Below are 17,187 nucleotides of genomic sequence, written 5' to 3'. Positions count from 1 at the left end.
AAATGAGTGATCGTCCTTCCAGACCCAAGGGGCCGAGGACAAATGGGCGGTCATTATTGCAAGTAATTCTTGTTAACAAAAGTAATACAGTAACTTTATTTGTGCTTTTTCTGGCCGGCGGTCCACCGAGGCGGCTAACCTAGACCTTTCAATACGGAGTTTTATGATGTCAGCGCCTTCTGTTGTGATTGCCGGCTGTGGCGATGTAGGTAGTCGGCTGGCAAGCCAATTGCTCGCCTCGGGATGGGAGGTGCATGGCTTGCGGCGGGATATTTCGCGGCTCCCTGACGGGGTGATAGGCATTGCTGGCGACCTGTTCAACAAGGATTGCCCTGACACCTGGCCGATCGGCGGGGTGGATTACCTGGTGTACTGCGCCGCCGCGACTGACCACGACGAAGCCGGCTATCGCGCCGCTTATGTAGAAGGGCTGAAACACGTACTGGAGTGGTTGGGCGACTACGGTCAGGAGCCGAAACATTTGTTGTTTGTTTCCAGCAGCAGCGTCTATGGGCAGCAGAATGGAGAGTGGGTCGACGAAACGTCGGAGACTCAAGCCAAGGGTTATTCCGGGCAAGTGATGCTGGAGGCTGAGCAAGTGGCGCTCAATAGTGGCATTCCGGCCAGCATCGTCCGATTGACCGGTATTTATGGACCAGGCCGCGAATGGCTGCTGACCCAGGTTCGCCAGGGCTACCGTGTCGCAATTGATCCGCCTTTATATGGCAACCGGATTCATGCGGATGATGCGGCGGGCTTGTTGGCGTTTTTGTTGCGGCATGTGGAGCAGGGTGGCTCGCTGGATGAGATCTACATCGGCGTCGACGATGCGCCCGCTCCGCTGGCGGAAGTGGTGGCGTGGTTGCGCGAGTATCTGGGTGTGACGGAGTGGTCCGAGGATGCGAGTGTGCGTCGTGCGGGCAGCAAGCGATGCAGTAATCCGCGGGCGAAGGCGCTGGGTTGGACGCCGACCTATCCAACTTACCGCGAAGGCTACGCGGCGATCCTTAAAGGCTGAAACACAGTTAAAAAATATGGGAGCGGCGGTGCGCCGCGCCCACATTTGAATCTGTGTTTGGCTGCTTAATTACTTTTCCAGCAACCACTGCCGCGGTCCGGGCGTAAACGAAGGTACTTCATCCGCTCCCGCAGTATTGATCGCCTGGAAGATTTCCAGCTGCTTGCCCTTGCGCACAAAAATCCACGGGTTGCCCTGGCCGTTGAGTTGCAGCCAGATGCTGTCATAGCCGCCGCTCATCGAGGCGCAATCACCGGCCAGGCACAGCGAGTACCGATCAACATTAGGCAAGCCGACAACCTTGCCGTCAGCCTGGAACTGCACGATGGCGCCGCTACCGAAGCCGTCGGTGATCTTCCAGTCGCCGCCCATGTAGGCCGCGTAAAGCGCACGCTCAAAGTTCGCGCCGATGGGAGCACCGTCCGGCGCGGGGTCCTTGGGGCGGGCAAGCAGCTGTGCTGGCTCGTTGTCGTTGGCCGATTGCAGCAGTTGTTCACCTTTACGCTTGAGCTCGGTGGCTGAGCTGCCGTAGAAGTCTACGCTCCAGGCGCCGGATTTCTCACCCAGCAACTTGCCTTCGGCTACTTCAAAACCGTTGTAGTAGCGCGCCTGCGCGGCCTTGGTATTAACCTCCCATTCGAGGTTAGGGCCATAGCTTTGCAGGGCTTCACGCAAAGGGCCGCCCTTGGCTGCCGCATCGATGGCGATCTGGTTGATCCAGGTGCCGCTCACGTCCAGGTCGGCAGGGTTGCTGGCGCAGCCGCCGAGCAGCAGGGCGAGCAATGATGAGGCTACAAGCGCTTTGCGCATCATGAAATCCTTTTAAAACGAAGTCGGCGCAGCCTATGGGAGGGCCGCGCCGGGTGTTTTACTCGATGACCAGAATCGCGTCCATCTCAACCTGCGCACCCTTTGGCAGGGCAGCAACGCCGATGGCGGCGCGGGCTGGGTACGGCTGTTCGAAGTACTTGCCCATGATCTCGTTGACCTTGGCGAAGTGGCTCAGGTCGGTGAGGAAAATGTTCAGCTTGACGATGTCCTTGAACGAACCGCCGGCAGCTTCAGCAACCGATTTGAGGTTTTCGAAGACCTGCACAGTCTGTGCTTCAAAGCCTTCCACCAGTTCCATGGTCTTTGGGTCCAGTGGGATCTGGCCGGACATGTAGACGGTGTTGCCCGCCTTGATCGCCTGGGAGTAAGTGCCGATCGCGGCCGGGGCTTTATCGCTGGTGATAACGGTCTTGGTCATTTATGACTCCTTGTAAGAGGTGATGACGTATTTGAAGGCCTATGCCCGCATACGGGTGATGCGGATCACACCGATCAGGGCGCGCAGTTTCTTGATCACGCGGGCGAGGTGCACACGGTCGTGCACGCTGACCACCAGCTGGACCACGCTGATGCGACCATCGCGCTCGTCCATGCTGATTTTCTCGATATTGCCGTCGGCCGCGTTGACGCTGCTGGCCAGCAGGGCGATCAGGCCGCGTTGGTGTTCCAGCTCCACGCGCAACTCGACGTTGAATTCGCCGGTGACATCCTTGGCCCACGAGAGCTGGATGCATTTTTCCGGGTTGTGACGGACTTCGGTAATGTTCCGGCAGTTGTCCAGGTGCACCACCATGCCTTTGCCCGCCGACAAGTGGCCGACAATCGGGTCGCCCGGGATCGGCGTGCAACACTTGGCGTAGCTGAGCACCAAGCCTTCGGTGCCGCGAATCGCCAGTGGGCCTTCCGGGCTTGGTAGCTGTTCACCTTCGCCGAGCAAGCGGCGGGCGACGACGTAGGCCATGCGGTTGCCCAGGCCGATATCTTCCAGCAGGTCTTCGATGGTTTCCTGGCGATACTCGTGAAGCATCGCTTGCACGCGCTCTGTAGGAACTTTGTCCAGGGCACTGTCGAAACCATTAAGTACCTTGTTCAGCAGGCGTTCGCCGAGGCTGATGGATTCGGAGCGGCGCTGCAGCTTCAGGGCGTGACGGATATGTGTGCGCGCTTTGCCGGTGACCACAAAGTTGAGCCAGGCTGGGTTCGGGCGTGCGCCCGGTGCGCTGACGATCTCGACCGTGGAGCCGCTTTGCAGCGGTTCGGACAGCGGCGCGAGGCGGCGATTGATCCGACAGGCAATGCAGCTGTTGCCCACGTCGGTGTGCACTGCGTAGGCAAAGTCGACCGCCGTGGAGCCTTTGGGCAGTTCCATGATCCGGCCTTTGGGCGTGAACACGTAGACCTCGTCCGGGAACAGGTCGATCTTCACGCTTTCGATAAATTCGAGGGAGTTGCCGGCACGTTGCTGCATTTCCAGCACGCCCTTGACCCACTGGCGGGCGCGGGCATGTGTGCCTTTGGGCTGCTCGTCGCCGCTGGATTTGTACAGCCAATGGGCGGCGATGCCGTTGTTGGCCATCTCTTCCATTTCGCGGGTGCGGATCTGGATTTCGATCGGCACCCCGTGCATACCGAACAGCGTGGTATGCAGCGACTGGTAGCCGTTGGCCTTGGGAATCGCGATGTAGTCTTTGAAGCGGCCGGGCAGGGGCTTGTACAAATTATGTACAGCGCCGAGCACGCGGTAGCAGGTGTCGACCTTGTCGACGATGATCCGAAACGCGTACACGTCCATGATTTCGTTGAAGGCCCGACGCTTGCCGCGCATCTTCTTGTAGATGCCGTAGAGGTGCTTCTGCCGCCCGCTGACTTCGCCTTCGATCTCGTCGATCGCCAGGCAATGGCTCAGCGACTCTTCGATTTTGTTGACGATTTCCTTGCGGTTGCCCCGGGCGCGTTTGACCGCCTGGTAGATGCGCGCCGAACGCATCGGGTGCATGGCCTTGAAGCCGAGGTCTTCGAACTCGATACGAATGGCATGCATGCCCAACCGGTTGGCGATGGGTGCGTAGATTTCCAGGGTTTCCTTGGCGATGCGCCGGCGCTTTTCGCCGGACAGCACTTCCAGCGTGCGCATGTTGTGCAGCCGGTCTGCCAGCTTGACCAGAATCACCCGAATGTCGCGGGCCATGGCCATGGCCATCTTCTGGAAGTTTTCCGCCTGGGCTTCGGCCTTGGTCTCGAAGTTCATCTGGGTCAGTTTGCTGACCCCGTCGACCAGTTCGGCCACGGTTTCACCGAACTGCGCTTGCAGCGCCTCTTTGGCGATACCGGTGTCTTCGATCACGTCATGCAGCATTGCGGCCATCAGGCTTTGATGGTCCATGTGCATGTCGGCAAGAATATTTGCCACCGCAAGGGGATGCGTGACATACGCCTCGCCACTACGGCGGCGTTGCCCGTCGTGGGCTTGTTCGGCGTAGAAATACGCTCGGCGGACCAGGTTGACCTGGTCTGGGCCGAGGTAGGCCGATAAGCGATCGGCGAGGGCGTCTATGCTCGGCAAAGTGTTAACTCCTGCCGTTGGCTGTGACCCCGCGCCGTTCTACGTCGACCAGGCATAGGCTTAGACGGCCTCGTTGGACTCGTCCTCGAACGCTGCAAACAGCGGTTCGTCTTCAACGATTTCGGCGTTGGCGATGAACTCGTAGCTCATCAGGCCTTCAGCGATTTCACGCAGGGCCACAACGGTAGGCTTGTCGTTTTCCCACTGGACCAATGGCTCTTTGCCGCCAGTGGCCAGTTGACGGGCACGCTTGGTAGAGAGCATGACCAGCTCAAAGCGGTTATCCACGTGTTCTAGGCAGTCTTCAACGGTTACGCGGGCCATGGTATTCCTCGGAGCGAATGCAAGATGCGCGCTGCCCGGTTGGGCAAGCGGACTAAACAGTTTAAAAAATCACCAGCGTTTAGGGAAGCGCTGATTTTTCTCAGGCCCTCGCAAAACCGCTACAAGCGCCAATGTAAAGCCCTTGCAGCGGTTTTGGGAAGAGCCAATCAGCCGAGCAGTTCGGCCAGTAATTTGCCGAAACGCTGTTGTTGGCGCTTTTGCTGGAGCTGGTTGGTGCGGAAAATCGCCTTCAAATCGTCCAAAGCGTGGGCAAAATCGTCGTTGATGATCAGGTAGTCATAGTCGACGTAGTGGCTCATTTCGCTGACGGCCTCACGCATGCGGCCTTCGATGATCTCGTCGCTGTCCTGGCCGCGATTTTTCAAGCGCTGGTGCAAGGCTTCAAGCGACGGCGGCAGGATAAAGATCGAACGCGCCTTGGGCATCAGCTGGCGCACTTGCTCGGCGCCCTGCCAGTCGATTTCCAGAATCAGGTCGTGGCCTTCGTCCAGGGTCTGCTGCAAGTGGCTTTGCGACGTGCCGTAGAGGTTGCCGAAGACTTCGGCGCGCTCAAGGAAGTCGCCGTGCTCGATCATCTTGACGAACTCGGTGCGTTCGACGAAGTGATAGTGCACGCCGTTCACCTCACCCGGGCGCATGGCGCGGGTGGTGTGGGAAACCGAGATGCGGATCTGCTCGTCAGCGTCGGTCAGGGCCTTGACCAGGCTGCTTTTGCCCGCGCCCGAGGGGGCGGAAATGATGTAAAGGGTGCCGGTGCTGTGGGTCATGGAGGTTGCCTTACTCAATATTCTGTACTTGTTCGCGCATCTGCTCGATCAACACTTTGAGGTTGACCGCAGCCGTAGTGCTGCGCGGATCGAACGCTTTGGAGCCGAGTGTATTGGCTTCGCGGTTGAGTTCCTGCATCAGGAAGTCCAGGCGCCGACCGGCGGCACCGCCCGACTTGAGCACGCGGCGTACTTCAAGGATGTGCGTGCTCAGGCGGTCGAGTTCTTCGGCGACGTCGCTCTTCTGTGCCAGCAACACCATTTCCTGCTCCAGGCGCGTGGGGTCGAGGTCGGCTTTCATGTCGGTGAAGCGGTCGAGCACCTTCTGGCGCTGGGTGGCGAGCATCTGTGGCACCAGCTCGCGCAGGGTGACCACGTCTTCTTCAATGGAGGTCAGGCGCTCGCTGATCAGGCGCGCCAGTTCGGCGCCTTCGCGCTCGCGGCCGGCCTTGAGTTCCTTCAAGCCCTGGTTGAACAAGGCGAGGGCTTCGGCGTTGAGGGCTTGCGGGTCGGTGGCGTCGGCCACCAATACGCCAGGCCAAGCCAGCACTTCCAGTGGGTTGAGCGCGGCAGGTTGCTTGATCAGGCCGGCGATGGTCTCGGCGGCGGCTACCAATTGCGCCGCACGGTCGCGATCAACCTGCAGCGGCTTGCCGGTGGTTTCCTCGGTAAAGCGCAGGGTGCACTCCAGTTTGCCCCGGGAGATGCCCTGGCGCAGCGCTTCACGCACGGCGCCTTCGAGGTCGCGGAACGACTCGGGCAGGCGCAGATGCGGCTCCAGGTAGCGGCTGTTGACCGAGCGCAATTCCCAGCTCAGGGTGCCTTGTACGCCGGCTTGTTCGACGCGGGCGAAGGCGGTCATGCTGTGCACCATGGAGGTACCTCGCGTTGCAGTCCCGTCAATCACGGGCTGATGGTTAAGAAGGCGCGCGATTGTAGCGCAGTGGGGCGAGCACGCCCAAACGCGAGCATTCGTAACAGGATTTTTTAGCAGTGCCCCGAATCGGCTCGCGGCTCTATAATGCTCGGCAGTTTTTCGTCCTCAGTACAGGTGTCTCCCTATGAAACGTCCAAGTGGTCGCGCTGCCGATCAGCTCCGCTCGATCCGCATCACCCGCAACTACACCAAACACGCCGAGGGGTCTGTACTGGTCGAGTTTGGCGATACCAAGGTGATCTGCACCGTCAGCGTCGAAAACGGCGTACCGCGTTTCCTTAAAGGTCAGGGCCAGGGCTGGTTGACCGCCGAGTACGGCATGCTGCCGCGCGCCACCGGTGAGCGTAACCAGCGTGAAGCCAGCCGTGGCAAGCAAGGCGGCCGCACCCTGGAAATCCAGCGCTTGATCGGTCGTTCCCTGCGCGCAGCCCTGGATATGTCCAAGCTGGGCGACGTGACCCTGTACGTCGACTGCGACGTGATCCAGGCCGACGGCGGCACCCGCACCGCGTCCATCACCGGCGCCATGGTCGCCCTGGTTGATGCACTCAAAGTGATCAAGAAGCGTGGCGGCCTGAAAGGCGGTGACCCGCTCAAGCAAATGATCGCTGCCGTATCGGTAGGCATGTACCAGGGCGAGCCTGTGCTGGACCTGGATTACCTGGAAGACTCGGCCGCCGAGACCGACCTGAACGTGGTGATGACCAGCACGGGTGGCTTCATCGAAGTGCAGGGCACTGCCGAAGGCGCGCCGTTCCAGCCGGCTGATCTGAACGCGATGCTGGCCTTGGCCCAGAAAGGCATGACCGAGATTTTCGAACTGCAGAACGCCGCCCTGGCTGACTGAGTCGGCCTCAAGGAGAAACGCCATGAATGACAGCCAGATGCCGGTGCCTACGCCTTCCTACGAAGTGCGTCAGGGGGCAATGTTGTGCCATCTCGCGGCGTTTCTGGGGTTTGTGTTCCCCTTCGGCAGTGTCGTAGGGCCGCTGATCCTGTGGCAGATGAAGAAGGAAGTGGACCCGTTCATTGATGATCAGGGCAAGGAAGCCCTGAACTTCCAGATCACCGTGGCCATCGCCTGGATGGTTTGCATCGTGCTGGCCTTCGCGGTGGTTGGGTTTTTCCTGATGTTCGCCCTGGCGATCGCCACGGTGGTGCTGACCATCATTGGTAGCATCAAGGCCAACAAGGGGATCGCCTATCGCTATCCCTTGACCTGGCGCGTGATCAAATAATGAACAGGCACAAAAAAACCGACAGCGATGTCGGTTTTTTTGTGCCTGGAAAAAGACCTTAGATGGTCAGTGTCCAGTCGTAGTCCACGATAAGCGGCGCGTGCTGCGAGAAGCGCGGCTGGCGCGGCAGGCGTGCGCTGCGAACGAACCGGCGCAGACCTGGGGTCAGCAACTGGTAGTCGAAACGCCAGCCCAGGTTGAGCATCTCAGCCTGTTCATTGTCCGGCCACCAGCTGTACTGGTCGCCTTCGCGGCTGACTTCGCGCAGGGCATCCACATAGCCCATGTTGCCGACAATCTCGTCCATCCAAGCGCGCTCCGGCGCCAGGAAGCCCGGGGATTGCTGGCTGTCGCGCCAGTTCTTGATATCCAGCTTTTGTTGCGCCACGTACAGCGAGCCACAATAAATGTACTCGCGACGTTTGCGCCGCTGTTTATCCAGATAACGGGCGAAATCGTCCATTAGCTTGAACTTCTGGTTCAAGTCTTCATCGCCGTTCTGCCCCGAAGGGAGCAGCAAGGTCGCGATGCTGACCTTATCGAAATCGGCTTGCAGGTAGCGCCCGTAGCGGTCGGCTGTCTCGAAGCCGAGGCCGCTGATGACCGCCTTGGGTTGCAACCGCGAATACAAAGCCACGCCACCTTGGGTGGGCACTTCGGCATCGCAGGCATAAAGGAAGTAGCCATCCAGTTGGAAGGCTGGGTCGTCCAGTTCAAAGGCGGAGGCGCGGGTATCCTGCAGGCAGATGACGTCGGCATTCTGGGCTTGCAGCCAACTGAGCAAACCACGCTCGACTGCAGCCTGAATACCATTAACGTTCACACTGATGATCCGCATAAATGGCCCCAAAAATCGCGTGCGTGTATGATACACGCCGTCTACCTAATTAGCTAAATCCGTGGTATCTGAGGCTTTTTTCATGCAGGCGTATCAACGCGATTTCATTCGTTTTGCCATCGATCGCGGCGTTTTGCGCTTCGGTGAGTTCACTCTGAAGTCCGGGCGCACCAGCCCGTACTTTTTCAATGCTGGCTTGTTCAACTCGGGTTCGGCCCTGGCTCAGTTGGGTCGTTTCTACGCGGCCGCCATCGTTGAAAGCGGTATTTCCTTCGACGTTTTGTTCGGCCCGGCCTACAAGGGCATTCCCCTTGCCGCCGCGACTGCCGTGGCCCTGGCCGAGCATCACGGGCGGGACCTGCCGTGGTGCTTCAACCGCAAGGAAGCCAAGGCCCATGGCGAAGGCGGCAGCCTGGTGGGCGCGCCGCTCACCGGCGATGTGTTGATCATCGATGACGTGATCACTGCCGGTACTGCCATCCGCGAAGTGATGCAGATCATCGCGTCCCAGGACGGCGCCAAGGCCGCCGGCGTGCTGATCGCCCTGAACCGCCAGGAGCGCGGCAACGGTGAGTTGTCGGCCATCCAGGAAGTGGAGCGCGATTTCGGCATTCCGGTGGTCAGCATCGTCTCGCTGAACCAGGTACTGCAGTTCCTGGAGGATGATCCGCAGCTCAAGCAACACCTGCCGGCTGTGCGTGCGTACCGCGAGCAGTTCGGCGTCTGACACAGTAAATCCTGTGAAGTGGGCGTGTGTGCGGGCTTTCAGTGATACGGGTGCTGACTGATCCACCGCTTTCGCGAGCACGCCCGCTCTCACAGGGGATCTCCCCATTGCTGCAAAATCAGTGTCCAAAAAAAGGCCCCGCTCAATCAAATTGAGCGGGGCCTTTTTGTTTGCAGCGTTTAAGGACGCTTGCGGTTACTGATCAGTGTGCCCACACCCGTGTCGGTGAAGATTTCCAGCAGGATCGCGTTCGGTACCCGGCCATCCAGGATCAATGAGCTGCCCACGCCGCCTTGCACCGCTTCCAGCGCGCAACGGATTTTCGGCAGCATGCCGCCGTAGATGGTGCCGTCGGCGATCAACTCGTCCACTTGTTGAGTGGTCAGGCCGGTCAACACCTTGCCTTCCTTGTCCATCAGGCCGGCGATGTTGGTCAGCAGCATCAGCTTTTCAGCCTTCAGCGCTTCGGCCACCTTACCGGCCACCAGGTCGGCGTTGATGTTGTAGGACTCGCCGTTTGCACCCACGCCGATTGGCGCGATCACCGGGATGAAGTCACCTTTCACCAGCAGGTTCAGCAGGTCTGTGTTGATGCCGATGACTTCACCCACCTGGCCGATGTCGATGATTTCCGGTTGGGTCATCTCCGGCGTCTGGCGGGTCACCGTCAGTTTTTTTGCGCGGATCAGCTCCGCGTCCTTGCCGGTCAGGCCGATGGCGCTGCCGCCGTGGCGGTTGATCAGGTTGACGATGTCCTTGTTGACCTGGCCGCCGAGGACCATCTCCACCACGTCCATGGTTTGCGCGTCAGTGACGCGCATGCCATCGATGAAGTGACTCTCGATCGACAAGCGCTTGAGCAGATCGCCGATTTGCGGCCCACCACCGTGGACTACCACCGGGTTGATCCCCACGGCTTTCATCAACACGATGTCGCGGGCAAAGCCGGTTTTCAGCTCTTCGCTTTCCATGGCATTGCCGCCGTACTTGATCACCAGCGTCTTGCCGACGTAGCGTCGGATGTAAGGCAACGCTTCGGAAAGGACCTTGGCAGTGTTGGCAGCGGCTTCGCGTTCGAGGGTCATTCAGGGCTCCGGTTAAAAATCAGAACGGTAATTGGAGATCAGGGGCAACACGTTTCAACTGGGCGTGGAACACGTCCTTGATGCGCTGCAACTCAGCCTCGGTATCCGCCTCGAAACGCAGGACCAGCACCGGTGTGGTGTTGGACGCGCGAACCAGGCCCCAGCCTTTGGCGTAATCGACTCGCACACCATCAATGGTGGTCAGGTTAGCGCCTTCGCCCCATTGCGCATCGTGCAGTGCGTCAATGATGCTGAATTTGCTCTCCTCGGTCACATGGATATTGATCTCTGGCGTAGAAATATCATTCGGGAAGGTCTGAAACAGTTCTTCGGCCGTGGATTTTTCCTTGCTGAGGATCTCCAGCAGACGGGCGGCGCTGTAAATGCCGTCGTCAAACCCGAACCAGCGCTCCTTGAAGAACACATGGCCGCTCATTTCGCCGGCCAACAGCGCGCCGGTTTCCTTCATTTTCTTTTTGATCAACGAGTGACCGGTCTTCCACATTAGCGGGCGACCGCCATATTCCTTGATCAGTGGCGTGAGGCGGCGGGTGCACTTCACGTCGAAGATGATCTCGGCGTTGGGGTTGCGCGCCACCACATCGCGGGCGAACAGCATCAGCAGGCGATCCGGGAACACGATTTCGCCGGTCTCGGTCACCACACCCACGCGGTCGCCGTCACCGTCGAAGGCCAGGCCCACGTCAGCCCCGGTTTCCTTGACCTTGGCGATCAGGTCCACCAGGTTTTCAGGCTTGCCCGGGTCTGGGTGATGGTTCGGGAAGTTGCCGTCGACGTCGCAGAACAAGGGGATCACTTCGCAGTTCAGGGCTTCGAGCAACTGCGGAGCGATCACGCCGGCCGCGCCGTTGCCGCAGTCCACCACCACTTTCAGGCGGCGTGCGAGTTTGACGTCGCCGGTGATTTCATCAGAGTAGCGCTGCAGGATGTCGACTTTGGTGACGGTGCCCTGGCCGCTGGCCAGGTCGTTGGTCTTCAGGCGGTTGTGCAGGGCCTGGATCTGTTCGTTGGCCAGGGTGTCGCCAGCGATGACGATCTTGAAGCCGTTGTAATCCGACGGGTTATGGCTGCCGGTGAGCATCACTCCGGACTTGCCGGCCAGTACGTTGGCTGCGTAGTACAGCGCAGGCGTCGGCACCAGGCCCACGTCGCTGACATGGCAACCGCTGTCGGCCAGACCCTGGATCAACTGTTCCACCAATTCCGGGCCGGACAGGCGACCGTCACGGCCGACCGAGACGTTGGGCTCGCCCTGGGCCTGGCTCTGGGAGCCGATGGCACGGCCAATCCAGTAGGCGGTTTCGGCGGTCAGCGTCTTGGGCACCACGCCACGAATGTCATAGGCGCGAAAGATGCTATCGGGGAATGTCGGGGCTACGCGGGCTGCGGTACTCATCGCGGGGGAAACTCCATCTGAAAGGGGCAAGGCTGGCCTTAATGTGGCTGACCGGCAGGCTCAAACTGAAGGGTATGACGGTGTTTTCGGCAGAGAGTTCGTGGTGCAAAAATGCCATCGGCGTGCTGGCTCCGACTTGTTTTCTGCGTAATGCGTTGATTTTTATGGAGAAAAATCGCTGATAAGATCCGCGCATTCTTCGTCCTGAAAGCCCAGCGGTGGCGTCGGGCCGGGCAACGGCGCCCGGCCAGATTCAGCTTAGTCAGTGGCTGCCGGAATGCCCGAACCCGCCCGCACCGCGCTGGGTTTCGTCGAACTCCTCTACCAGTTCGAAATGCGCCTGTACGACCGGCACCAGTACCAACTGGGCAATGCGCTCGCCGACGGCGATGTTGAACGCGGTCTGGCCACGGTTCCAGCACGACACCATCAGCTCGCCTTGGTAGTCCGAGTCGATCAGGCCCACCAGGTTGCCCAGCACGATGCCATGTTTATGGCCCAGGCCGGAGCGCGGCAGGATCAGCGCAGCCAAGCCAGGGTCGCCGACATAGATCGACAGGCCCGTTGGAATCAGAATGGTCTGGCCCGGCTCAAGCACCGTGTCTTGCTTGAGCATGGCGCGCAGGTCGAGGCCGGCGGAGCCCGGGGTGGCGTAGGCCGGCAGCGGGAATTCGTTGCCGATGCGTGGGTCGAGAGTCTTGGCTTGCAAAGCGTGCATGGACATTAAACCTGGTTCAGCCGTTGGGCGATAAAAGAGATCAGTTGGCGGGCAATCTTGCCCTTGCTGGTCTGGGCGAAAAGGGTGGCGTGTAGCTCGCGGTCGATCACGCTGCACGCGTTTTCCTCACTGTTGAAGCCGATGCTCGGGTTGGCGACATCATTGGCAACGATCAGGTCGAGGTTTTTATCTTTCAATTTGCGTGCTGCGTAGTCCAGCAAATGCTCGGTCTCGGCCGCGAAGCCGACACTGAACGGACGGTCCGGGCGCGTGGCGATGGTGGCCAGGATGTCCGGGTTACGCACCATTTGCAGGAGCAGGCCGTCACCGCTCGTAGGGTCTTTCTTGAGCTTTTGCGGGGCGACGACTTCCGGGCGGTAGTCCGCAACCGCTGCCGAGGCGATAAACAGGTCGCACGGAATGGCCGCCTCACAGGCCGCGAGCATGTCGCGGGCGCTGACTACGTCGATTCGCGTGACCCGATCCGGGGTCGGCAAATGCACCGGGCCGGTGATCAAGGTAACGCGTGCGCCTGCCTCGACCGCCGCTTCGGCCAGCGCAAAGCCCATTTTTCCTGAGCTATGGTTGGTGATGTAGCGCACCGGGTCGATGTTTTCCTGGGTCGGGCCAGCCGTGATCAGCACATGCTTGCCGGTGAGCGCCAAGTGCTGGAAGCACTCGGCGGCGCACTGGGCCAGGTCGGTGGCTTCAAGCATGCGACCCATGCCGACATCGCCACAGGCCTGGCTGCCTGACGCCGGGCCGAATACCTTGAGGCCACGGCTTTGCAAGAGTTGGGTGTTGGCCTGGGTGGCCGGGTCGCGCCACATGGCCTGGTTCATGGCCGGGGCGATGGCGACGGTGGCGTCGGTGGCCAGTACCAGGGTGGTCAGCAGGTCATCGGCGATGCCTTGGGCCAGGCGGGCGATCAGGTCGGCGGTGGCCGGGGCGATCAGCACCAGGTCGGCCCATTTGGCCAGCTCGATATGGCCCATGGCGGCCTCGGCCGCCGGGTCCAGCAGATCCAGGTGAACCGGGTGCCCGGACAAGGCCTGCATGGTCAACGGCGTGATGAACTCACTGCCGCCGCGAGTCATGACCACGCGCACTTCGGCGCCTTGGTCCAGAAGCCTGCGGACCAGCTCTGCGCTCTTGTAGGCGGCAATGCCGCCGCCAACGCCGAGAACGATGCGTTTCCGATACAGACGCTGCATTGGTTTGCCTTTCCAGTTCAGTGATGCCAGTTCAGTGGCGCCTGCGATGCCCCCTCCCCAGGGGAAATCGCGGCAAAAAAGAGGGCCTACGATAACACAGCGTCCGCGAGGCAACAGCGGTGCACGTGGCGCACAGGACGCATATGGAAAGGGAGGCGGGATGAGTATTCGCGATTGGCCAGCAGCAGAGCGGCCGCGAGAGAAACTTTTGGAATGGGGCGCGGCGAGCCTGTCGGATGCCGAGTTGCTGGCGATCTTCCTGCGTACCGGGGTCGCTGGCAGGAGCGCAGTGGACCTGGCGCGCCATCTGTTGGCGCAATTCGGTGGCTTGCGCCCATTGTTGGAGGCCAGCCAGGCGCTGTTCAACCAGCAATTGGGCCTTGGGCCGGCGAAATTTGCGCAGTTGCAGGCAGTGCTGGAAATGTCCCGGCGACATATGGCCGAGCGCCTGCGTAAGGATTCGGTACTGGAAAGCCCGGTAGCCGTGCGTGATTACCTGAAGGCTTTGCTGCGCCATGAGCCTCACGAGATCTTCGGTTGCCTGTTTCTCGACTCAAAACACAGGGTGCTGGGTTTCGAAGCGTTATCCCAGGGCACCATTGACGCGGCGATGGTTTACCCCCGGCAAGTGGTCAAGCGCGCCTTGGCATATAACGCGGCGGCATTGATTCTGTGCCACAACCATCCTTCCGGCAGCGCAGAGCCCAGTGCGGCTGATCGAAAATTGACCAAGTTGCTGCAAAAGGCCTTGGAAGTAGTGGACGTGCGGGTACTGGATCACATCATCGTGGGGGATGGCGATCCGTTGTCGATGGCTGAATATGGGTGGATGTAAGCCCGCCCATTGGGGCGGGCTTGGTTGTCAGGGCTTGATGCTGACCTTGGAGAAATCCTGGCGCCCGAACGGGCTCACCTGATAGCCCTCGACATTCTTGCGGGTCAGGGCAAATGCCGTAGGGTGCGCCAATGGCAGCCACAACGCTTGCTGCTGGATCTGCGCCTGGGCCTGCTGATACAGCTTGCTGCGTACCCCCTGCTCGCTGGTGGTCTTGCCGGCGCTGATCAGCTTGTCCAGGGCTGGGTCGCAGTAGCGGGCGAAATTGGTGCCGGACTTGACTGCCGCACAGGAGAACTGTGGGGTAAGGAAGTTATCCGGGTCGCCGTTGTCGCCGGCCCAACCCATGAACAGCAAGTCGTGCTCGCCGGCTTTGGCGCGGCGAATCAACTCGCCCCATTCGATCACGCGGATCTCGGCCTGGATGCCGACCTTGGCCAGGTCAGCCTGCAGCAGTTGTGCGCCGAGGTTGGGGTTGGGGTTCAGCAGGCTGCCGGTGGGGCGGGTCCAGATAGTGGTCTTGAAACCATCCTTGAGCCCGGCACGGTTGAGCAGCGCCTTGGCCTTGGCGAGGTCCTGTGGATAACCGGGCAGCTCTTTGGCGTAGCTCCAGGTGTTGGGCGGGAAAGGCCCGTTCGCGGCTTCGGCAGTGCCTTCAAACACGGCCTTGAGGTAGCTGCCCTTGTCGAAGGCCAGGTTGATCGCTTGGCGTACTTCGGGCTTGTCCAGGGGCGGGTGCTGGGTGTTGATGGCCACGAAGGCGGTCATGAAGGCGGCGGTTTTCTCCACCTTGAGCGCCGGGTCTTTTTCGGCCTCGCCCACGTCTAGCGGCTTGGGCGAAAGGGCAATCTGGCATTCATTGCGGTGCAATTTCTGCAGGCGCACGTTGGCGTCAGGCGTGATCGCGAAGATCAAGTTATCCACAGCCGGTTTGCCGGCGAAGTAGTCCGGGTTGGCCTTGTAGCGCACCACGGCGTCTTTCTGGAAGCGGCTGAAGATGAACGGCCCGGTGCCGATGGGCTGGCTGTTGAGCTTCTGCTGCGTGCCGGCCTTGAGCAGTTTGTCGGCGTATTCGGCCGGGTAGATCGAGGCAAAGCCCATGCTCAGGGCGGCGAGGAAGGTGGAGTCGGCGTGATCCAGGGTGAAGCGCACGGTCAGCGGGTCGAGGGCGTCGATCTTCTTGACCAGTGCGGGCAACTGCAGCGATTGCGCATGGGGGAAACCGCTCTGGGCGATCTTGTGCCAAGGGTTGGCCGGGTCGAGCATGCGTTCGAAGCTGAAGCGCACGTCTTCCGCGGTCAGTGTACGGCTAGGGGTGAAGTATTCGGTGCGATGAAATTTCACATCCGGGTGCAGCTTGAAGGTATAGGTCAGGCCATCCGCCGAAACGTTCCAGCTGTCTGCCAGGCTTGGCACCAATTTGCCGCTGGCCGCGTCGTAGTCCACCAGGCGGTTCATCAGCACGTCGGCTGAAGCATTGGTGGTGGTCAGTGAGTTGTATTGCACCACATCGAACCCTTCGGGGCTGGCCTCGGTGCAAACGCTCAGATTGGTGGCAGCAACAGCCGCTGGAGCGATAAATAGAGGAGCAAGCAAGAGCGGTAGGGCAGCGAGGCGCATGTTCGGTTTCCTTTGCAGATCGAAGGCCCATCTGCGAGTGCAGTCTGGAAAAGTCCTACCGTAGAGGTCTGATAGATAAATGACTAGCCCATTTTTGCCTGTGCTTTTGCCTGAAATGCTGTTTTGATGGCGCCTCAGCGCGTTCCGCCCTGCACTTCACTGCGCGCGCGGGCGCTGTAAATCATTCTGTGCGACGAGTGGTCGATTGTTACTGCGGCCCCTATTAGCAACGGTTCAGGCGTTTGCCGCCGAGATTTACGCCGGTAAAAACACACGGGCTGTTGTTGCACTAGGGTCTTTCTGGTATAAAGCAGCGCTCTTTTCTAGGGGCCCGGTTCCTTCGCTTGTAGGTGTAGCCGGTAAGACCCTAAAGAAACGCGGCGCCTGGCGCCAAATGACTGAGAGATTAAGCGGCCAACCCATGCCGGGTTGGGCATGTGGTTTTAGAGGGCTGAGGCATGTCGAGAGTATGTCAAGTTACCGGTAAGGGTCCGGTGACTGGGAATAACATTTCCCACGCAAATAACAAAACCCGTCGTCGTTTCCTGCCAAACCTGCAGCATCACCGCTTCTGGGTTGAAGAAGAGAAACGTTTTGTCCGTCTGCGCGTATCTGCTAAAGGCATGCGTATCATCGACAAGCGTGGCATCACTGTCGTGCTGGCCGAAATTCGTGCCGCTGGCAAGATTTAAGGAGCTATATCATGCGTGAATTGATTCGAATGATCTCTAGCGCCGGTACTGGTCACTTCTACACTACCGACAAGAACAAGCGTACTACCCCGGACAAGCTCGAAAAGAAAATGTTCGACCCGCGCGTTCGCAAGCACGTGATCTACAAAGAAGGCAAAATCAAGTAATTGGTTTTCTTCAATGTGAAAAAAAGCCCGTCTCTCACGATTCGGGCTTTTTTTTGGTTCTTCACGGATTGCCGGGAAAGACACTCTTGATCTTCATGAAGAAGAACTCGCTGTCCCGGTAACCGTACGCCATTCGTTTGATGACCTTTATTCGATTGTTTATTCCTTCCAACTG

General features: G+C 59.8%; 20 protein-coding genes and 1 pseudogene. 8 read left to right on the top strand and 13 right to left on the bottom strand.

Annotated elements, in window-relative coordinates:
• Positions 1-166: 166 nt before the first annotated feature.
• Positions 167-1,018 carry an SDR family oxidoreductase gene (locus tag AACY44_RS05930; protein WP_339428295.1) on the top strand — a complete coding sequence of 284 codons (852 nt, stop codon included), beginning with the start codon at positions 167-169 and terminating at the stop codon, positions 1,016-1,018.
• 69 nt (positions 1,019-1,087) lie between these two features.
• Here AACY44_RS05930 and AACY44_RS05925 read toward each other — a convergent pair whose 3' ends face one another.
• From AACY44_RS05925 to AACY44_RS05900, 6 genes are all read right to left on the bottom strand, one after another.
• Positions 1,088-1,828 carry a hypothetical protein gene (locus tag AACY44_RS05925; RefSeq protein ID WP_339415085.1) on the bottom strand — a complete coding sequence of 247 codons (741 nt, stop codon included), beginning with the start codon at positions 1,826-1,828 and terminating at the stop codon, positions 1,088-1,090.
• 58 nt (positions 1,829-1,886) lie between these two features.
• Positions 1,887-2,267, bottom strand: a complete 381-nt coding sequence (locus AACY44_RS05920) for a RidA family protein (RefSeq protein WP_003176922.1) — start codon at positions 2,265-2,267, stop codon at positions 1,887-1,889.
• A 39-nt stretch (positions 2,268-2,306) separates the two neighbouring features.
• Positions 2,307-4,412: a bifunctional GTP diphosphokinase/guanosine-3',5'-bis pyrophosphate 3'-pyrophosphohydrolase gene (gene spoT, locus AACY44_RS05915; protein ID WP_339415086.1), complete on the bottom strand. Its 2,106-nt coding sequence runs from the start codon at positions 4,410-4,412 to the stop codon at positions 2,307-2,309.
• A gap of 60 nt (positions 4,413-4,472) precedes the next feature.
• Positions 4,473-4,736: a DNA-directed RNA polymerase subunit omega gene (rpoZ, locus tag AACY44_RS05910; RefSeq protein ID WP_003176920.1), complete on the bottom strand. Its 264-nt coding sequence runs from the start codon at positions 4,734-4,736 to the stop codon at positions 4,473-4,475.
• Between the two features lie 167 nt (positions 4,737-4,903).
• A complete protein-coding gene (gene gmk, locus AACY44_RS05905) occupies positions 4,904-5,524 on the bottom strand; it encodes a guanylate kinase (RefSeq protein ID WP_065875477.1) in 621 nt (206 codons plus the stop codon).
• Positions 5,525-5,534: 10 nt separating this feature from the next.
• Positions 5,535-6,398, bottom strand: coding sequence for a YicC/YloC family endoribonuclease (locus AACY44_RS05900; protein WP_339415087.1), 864 nt, complete (start codon positions 6,396-6,398; stop codon positions 5,535-5,537).
• A gap of 187 nt (positions 6,399-6,585) precedes the next feature.
• On the opposite strand from AACY44_RS05900, the gene rph reads away from it, so the two are divergent.
• Both rph and AACY44_RS05890 read left to right on the top strand, forming a co-directional pair.
• Positions 6,586-7,308 (top strand): ribonuclease PH, encoded by a 723-nt coding sequence (gene rph, locus AACY44_RS05895; RefSeq protein WP_003213280.1) that lies wholly within the window; start codon positions 6,586-6,588, stop codon positions 7,306-7,308.
• 22 nt (positions 7,309-7,330) lie between these two features.
• Positions 7,331-7,699: a DUF4870 domain-containing protein gene (locus AACY44_RS05890; RefSeq protein ID WP_065875476.1), complete on the top strand. Its 369-nt coding sequence runs from the start codon at positions 7,331-7,333 to the stop codon at positions 7,697-7,699.
• Between the two features lie 58 nt (positions 7,700-7,757).
• Here AACY44_RS05890 and AACY44_RS05885 read toward each other — a convergent pair whose 3' ends face one another.
• Entirely contained in the window at positions 7,758-8,537 is a 780-nt protein-coding gene (locus tag AACY44_RS05885) for an exodeoxyribonuclease III (protein ID WP_003195493.1), read from the bottom strand.
• Between the two features lie 82 nt (positions 8,538-8,619).
• Here AACY44_RS05885 and pyrE point away from each other — a divergent pair, with 82 nt between their 5' ends.
• Complete coding sequence (gene pyrE, locus AACY44_RS05880) at positions 8,620-9,264, top strand: orotate phosphoribosyltransferase (RefSeq protein ID WP_021492595.1); 645 nt, start codon at positions 8,620-8,622, stop codon at positions 9,262-9,264.
• A gap of 179 nt (positions 9,265-9,443) precedes the next feature.
• On the opposite strand, the gene argB is transcribed toward pyrE, so the two are convergent.
• On the bottom strand, positions 9,444-10,349 hold the full coding sequence (gene argB / locus AACY44_RS05875; protein WP_017735763.1) for an acetylglutamate kinase: 906 nt from the start codon (positions 10,347-10,349) through the stop codon (positions 9,444-9,446).
• A gap of 19 nt (positions 10,350-10,368) precedes the next feature.
• A pseudogene (locus AACY44_RS05870) lies at positions 10,369-11,775 on the bottom strand (phosphomannomutase/phosphoglucomutase); the annotation flags it as partial.
• A 32-nt stretch (positions 11,776-11,807) separates the two neighbouring features.
• Between AACY44_RS05870 and AACY44_RS05865 the strand changes: the two are divergent.
• Positions 11,808-11,948 (top strand): hypothetical protein, encoded by a 141-nt coding sequence (locus AACY44_RS05865; RefSeq protein ID WP_339415088.1) that lies wholly within the window; start codon positions 11,808-11,810, stop codon positions 11,946-11,948.
• 80 nt (positions 11,949-12,028) lie between these two features.
• Here the strand turns inward: AACY44_RS05865 and dut are convergent, their stop codons facing one another.
• On the bottom strand, positions 12,029-12,484 hold the full coding sequence (gene dut, locus AACY44_RS05860) for a dUTP diphosphatase (RefSeq protein WP_339529918.1): 456 nt from the start codon (positions 12,482-12,484) through the stop codon (positions 12,029-12,031).
• Positions 12,485-12,489: 5 nt separating this feature from the next.
• Positions 12,490-13,698: a bifunctional phosphopantothenoylcysteine decarboxylase/phosphopantothenate--cysteine ligase CoaBC gene (gene coaBC, locus AACY44_RS05855; RefSeq protein WP_043048060.1), complete on the bottom strand. Its 1,209-nt coding sequence runs from the start codon at positions 13,696-13,698 to the stop codon at positions 12,490-12,492.
• A gap of 160 nt (positions 13,699-13,858) precedes the next feature.
• Here coaBC and radC point away from each other — a divergent pair, with 160 nt between their 5' ends.
• Positions 13,859-14,533 carry a RadC family protein gene (radC, locus tag AACY44_RS05850; protein WP_339415090.1) on the top strand — a complete coding sequence of 225 codons (675 nt, stop codon included), beginning with the start codon at positions 13,859-13,861 and terminating at the stop codon, positions 14,531-14,533.
• Between the two features lie 27 nt (positions 14,534-14,560).
• Here the strand turns inward: radC and AACY44_RS05845 are convergent, their stop codons facing one another.
• Complete coding sequence (locus AACY44_RS05845) at positions 14,561-16,153, bottom strand: ABC transporter substrate-binding protein (RefSeq protein ID WP_339436652.1); 1,593 nt, start codon at positions 16,151-16,153, stop codon at positions 14,561-14,563.
• Positions 16,154-16,611: 458 nt separating this feature from the next.
• Here AACY44_RS05845 and rpmB point away from each other — a divergent pair, with 458 nt between their 5' ends.
• Together rpmB and rpmG are read left to right on the top strand one after the other, a co-directional pair.
• Positions 16,612-16,845: a 50S ribosomal protein L28 gene (gene rpmB / locus AACY44_RS05840; protein WP_003176907.1), complete on the top strand. Its 234-nt coding sequence runs from the start codon at positions 16,612-16,614 to the stop codon at positions 16,843-16,845.
• Positions 16,846-16,856: 11 nt separating this feature from the next.
• A complete protein-coding gene (gene rpmG / locus AACY44_RS05835) occupies positions 16,857-17,012 on the top strand; it encodes a 50S ribosomal protein L33 (RefSeq protein WP_003176906.1) in 156 nt (51 codons plus the stop codon).
• 61 nt (positions 17,013-17,073) lie between these two features.
• Here rpmG and AACY44_RS05830 read toward each other — a convergent pair.
• Positions 17,074-17,187 (bottom strand): transposase (locus AACY44_RS05830; RefSeq protein WP_143497295.1); only part of this gene is annotated, 114 nt, incomplete at its 5' end.

Source organism: Pseudomonas sp. RA_15y_Pfl1_P11 (assembly GCF_963970975.1).
Lineage (GTDB): Bacteria > Pseudomonadota > Gammaproteobacteria > Pseudomonadales > Pseudomonadaceae > Aquipseudomonas > Aquipseudomonas tritici.
Note: the sequence above shows the minus strand (reverse complement) of the source record. Positions and strands in the feature narration are given on the sequence as shown.

Coding starts and splice junctions, on each gene's coding strand:
- AACY44_RS05930 (WP_339428295.1), top strand. CDS start 167: ATGTCAGCGCCTTCTGTTGTGATTGCCGGCTGTGGCGATGTAGGTAGT.
- AACY44_RS05925 (WP_339415085.1), bottom strand. CDS start 1,828: ATGCGCAAAGCGCTTGTAGCCTCATCATTGCTCGCCCTGCTGCTCGGC.
- AACY44_RS05920 (WP_003176922.1), bottom strand. CDS start 2,267: ATGACCAAGACCGTTATCACCAGCGATAAAGCCCCGGCCGCGATCGGC.
- rpoZ (WP_003176920.1), bottom strand. CDS start 4,736: ATGGCCCGCGTAACCGTTGAAGACTGCCTAGAACACGTGGATAACCGC.
- gmk (WP_065875477.1), bottom strand. CDS start 5,524: ATGACCCACAGCACCGGCACCCTTTACATCATTTCCGCCCCCTCGGGC.
- AACY44_RS05900 (WP_339415087.1), bottom strand. CDS start 6,398: ATGGTGCACAGCATGACCGCCTTCGCCCGCGTCGAACAAGCCGGCGTA.
- rph (WP_003213280.1), top strand. CDS start 6,586: ATGAAACGTCCAAGTGGTCGCGCTGCCGATCAGCTCCGCTCGATCCGC.
- AACY44_RS05890 (WP_065875476.1), top strand. CDS start 7,331: ATGAATGACAGCCAGATGCCGGTGCCTACGCCTTCCTACGAAGTGCGT.
- AACY44_RS05885 (WP_003195493.1), bottom strand. CDS start 8,537: ATGCGGATCATCAGTGTGAACGTTAATGGTATTCAGGCTGCAGTCGAG.
- pyrE (WP_021492595.1), top strand. CDS start 8,620: ATGCAGGCGTATCAACGCGATTTCATTCGTTTTGCCATCGATCGCGGC.
- argB (WP_017735763.1), bottom strand. CDS start 10,349: ATGACCCTCGAACGCGAAGCCGCTGCCAACACTGCCAAGGTCCTTTCC.
- AACY44_RS05865 (WP_339415088.1), top strand. CDS start 11,808: ATGTGGCTGACCGGCAGGCTCAAACTGAAGGGTATGACGGTGTTTTCG.
- dut (WP_339529918.1), bottom strand. CDS start 12,484: ATGCACGCTTTGCAAGCCAAGACTCTCGACCCACGCATCGGCAACGAA.
- coaBC (WP_043048060.1), bottom strand. CDS start 13,698: ATGCAGCGTCTGTATCGGAAACGCATCGTTCTCGGCGTTGGCGGCGGC.
- radC (WP_339415090.1), top strand. CDS start 13,859: ATGAGTATTCGCGATTGGCCAGCAGCAGAGCGGCCGCGAGAGAAACTT.
- AACY44_RS05845 (WP_339436652.1), bottom strand. CDS start 16,153: ATGCGCCTCGCTGCCCTACCGCTCTTGCTTGCTCCTCTATTTATCGCT.
- rpmB (WP_003176907.1), top strand. CDS start 16,612: ATGTCGAGAGTATGTCAAGTTACCGGTAAGGGTCCGGTGACTGGGAAT.
- rpmG (WP_003176906.1), top strand. CDS start 16,857: ATGCGTGAATTGATTCGAATGATCTCTAGCGCCGGTACTGGTCACTTC.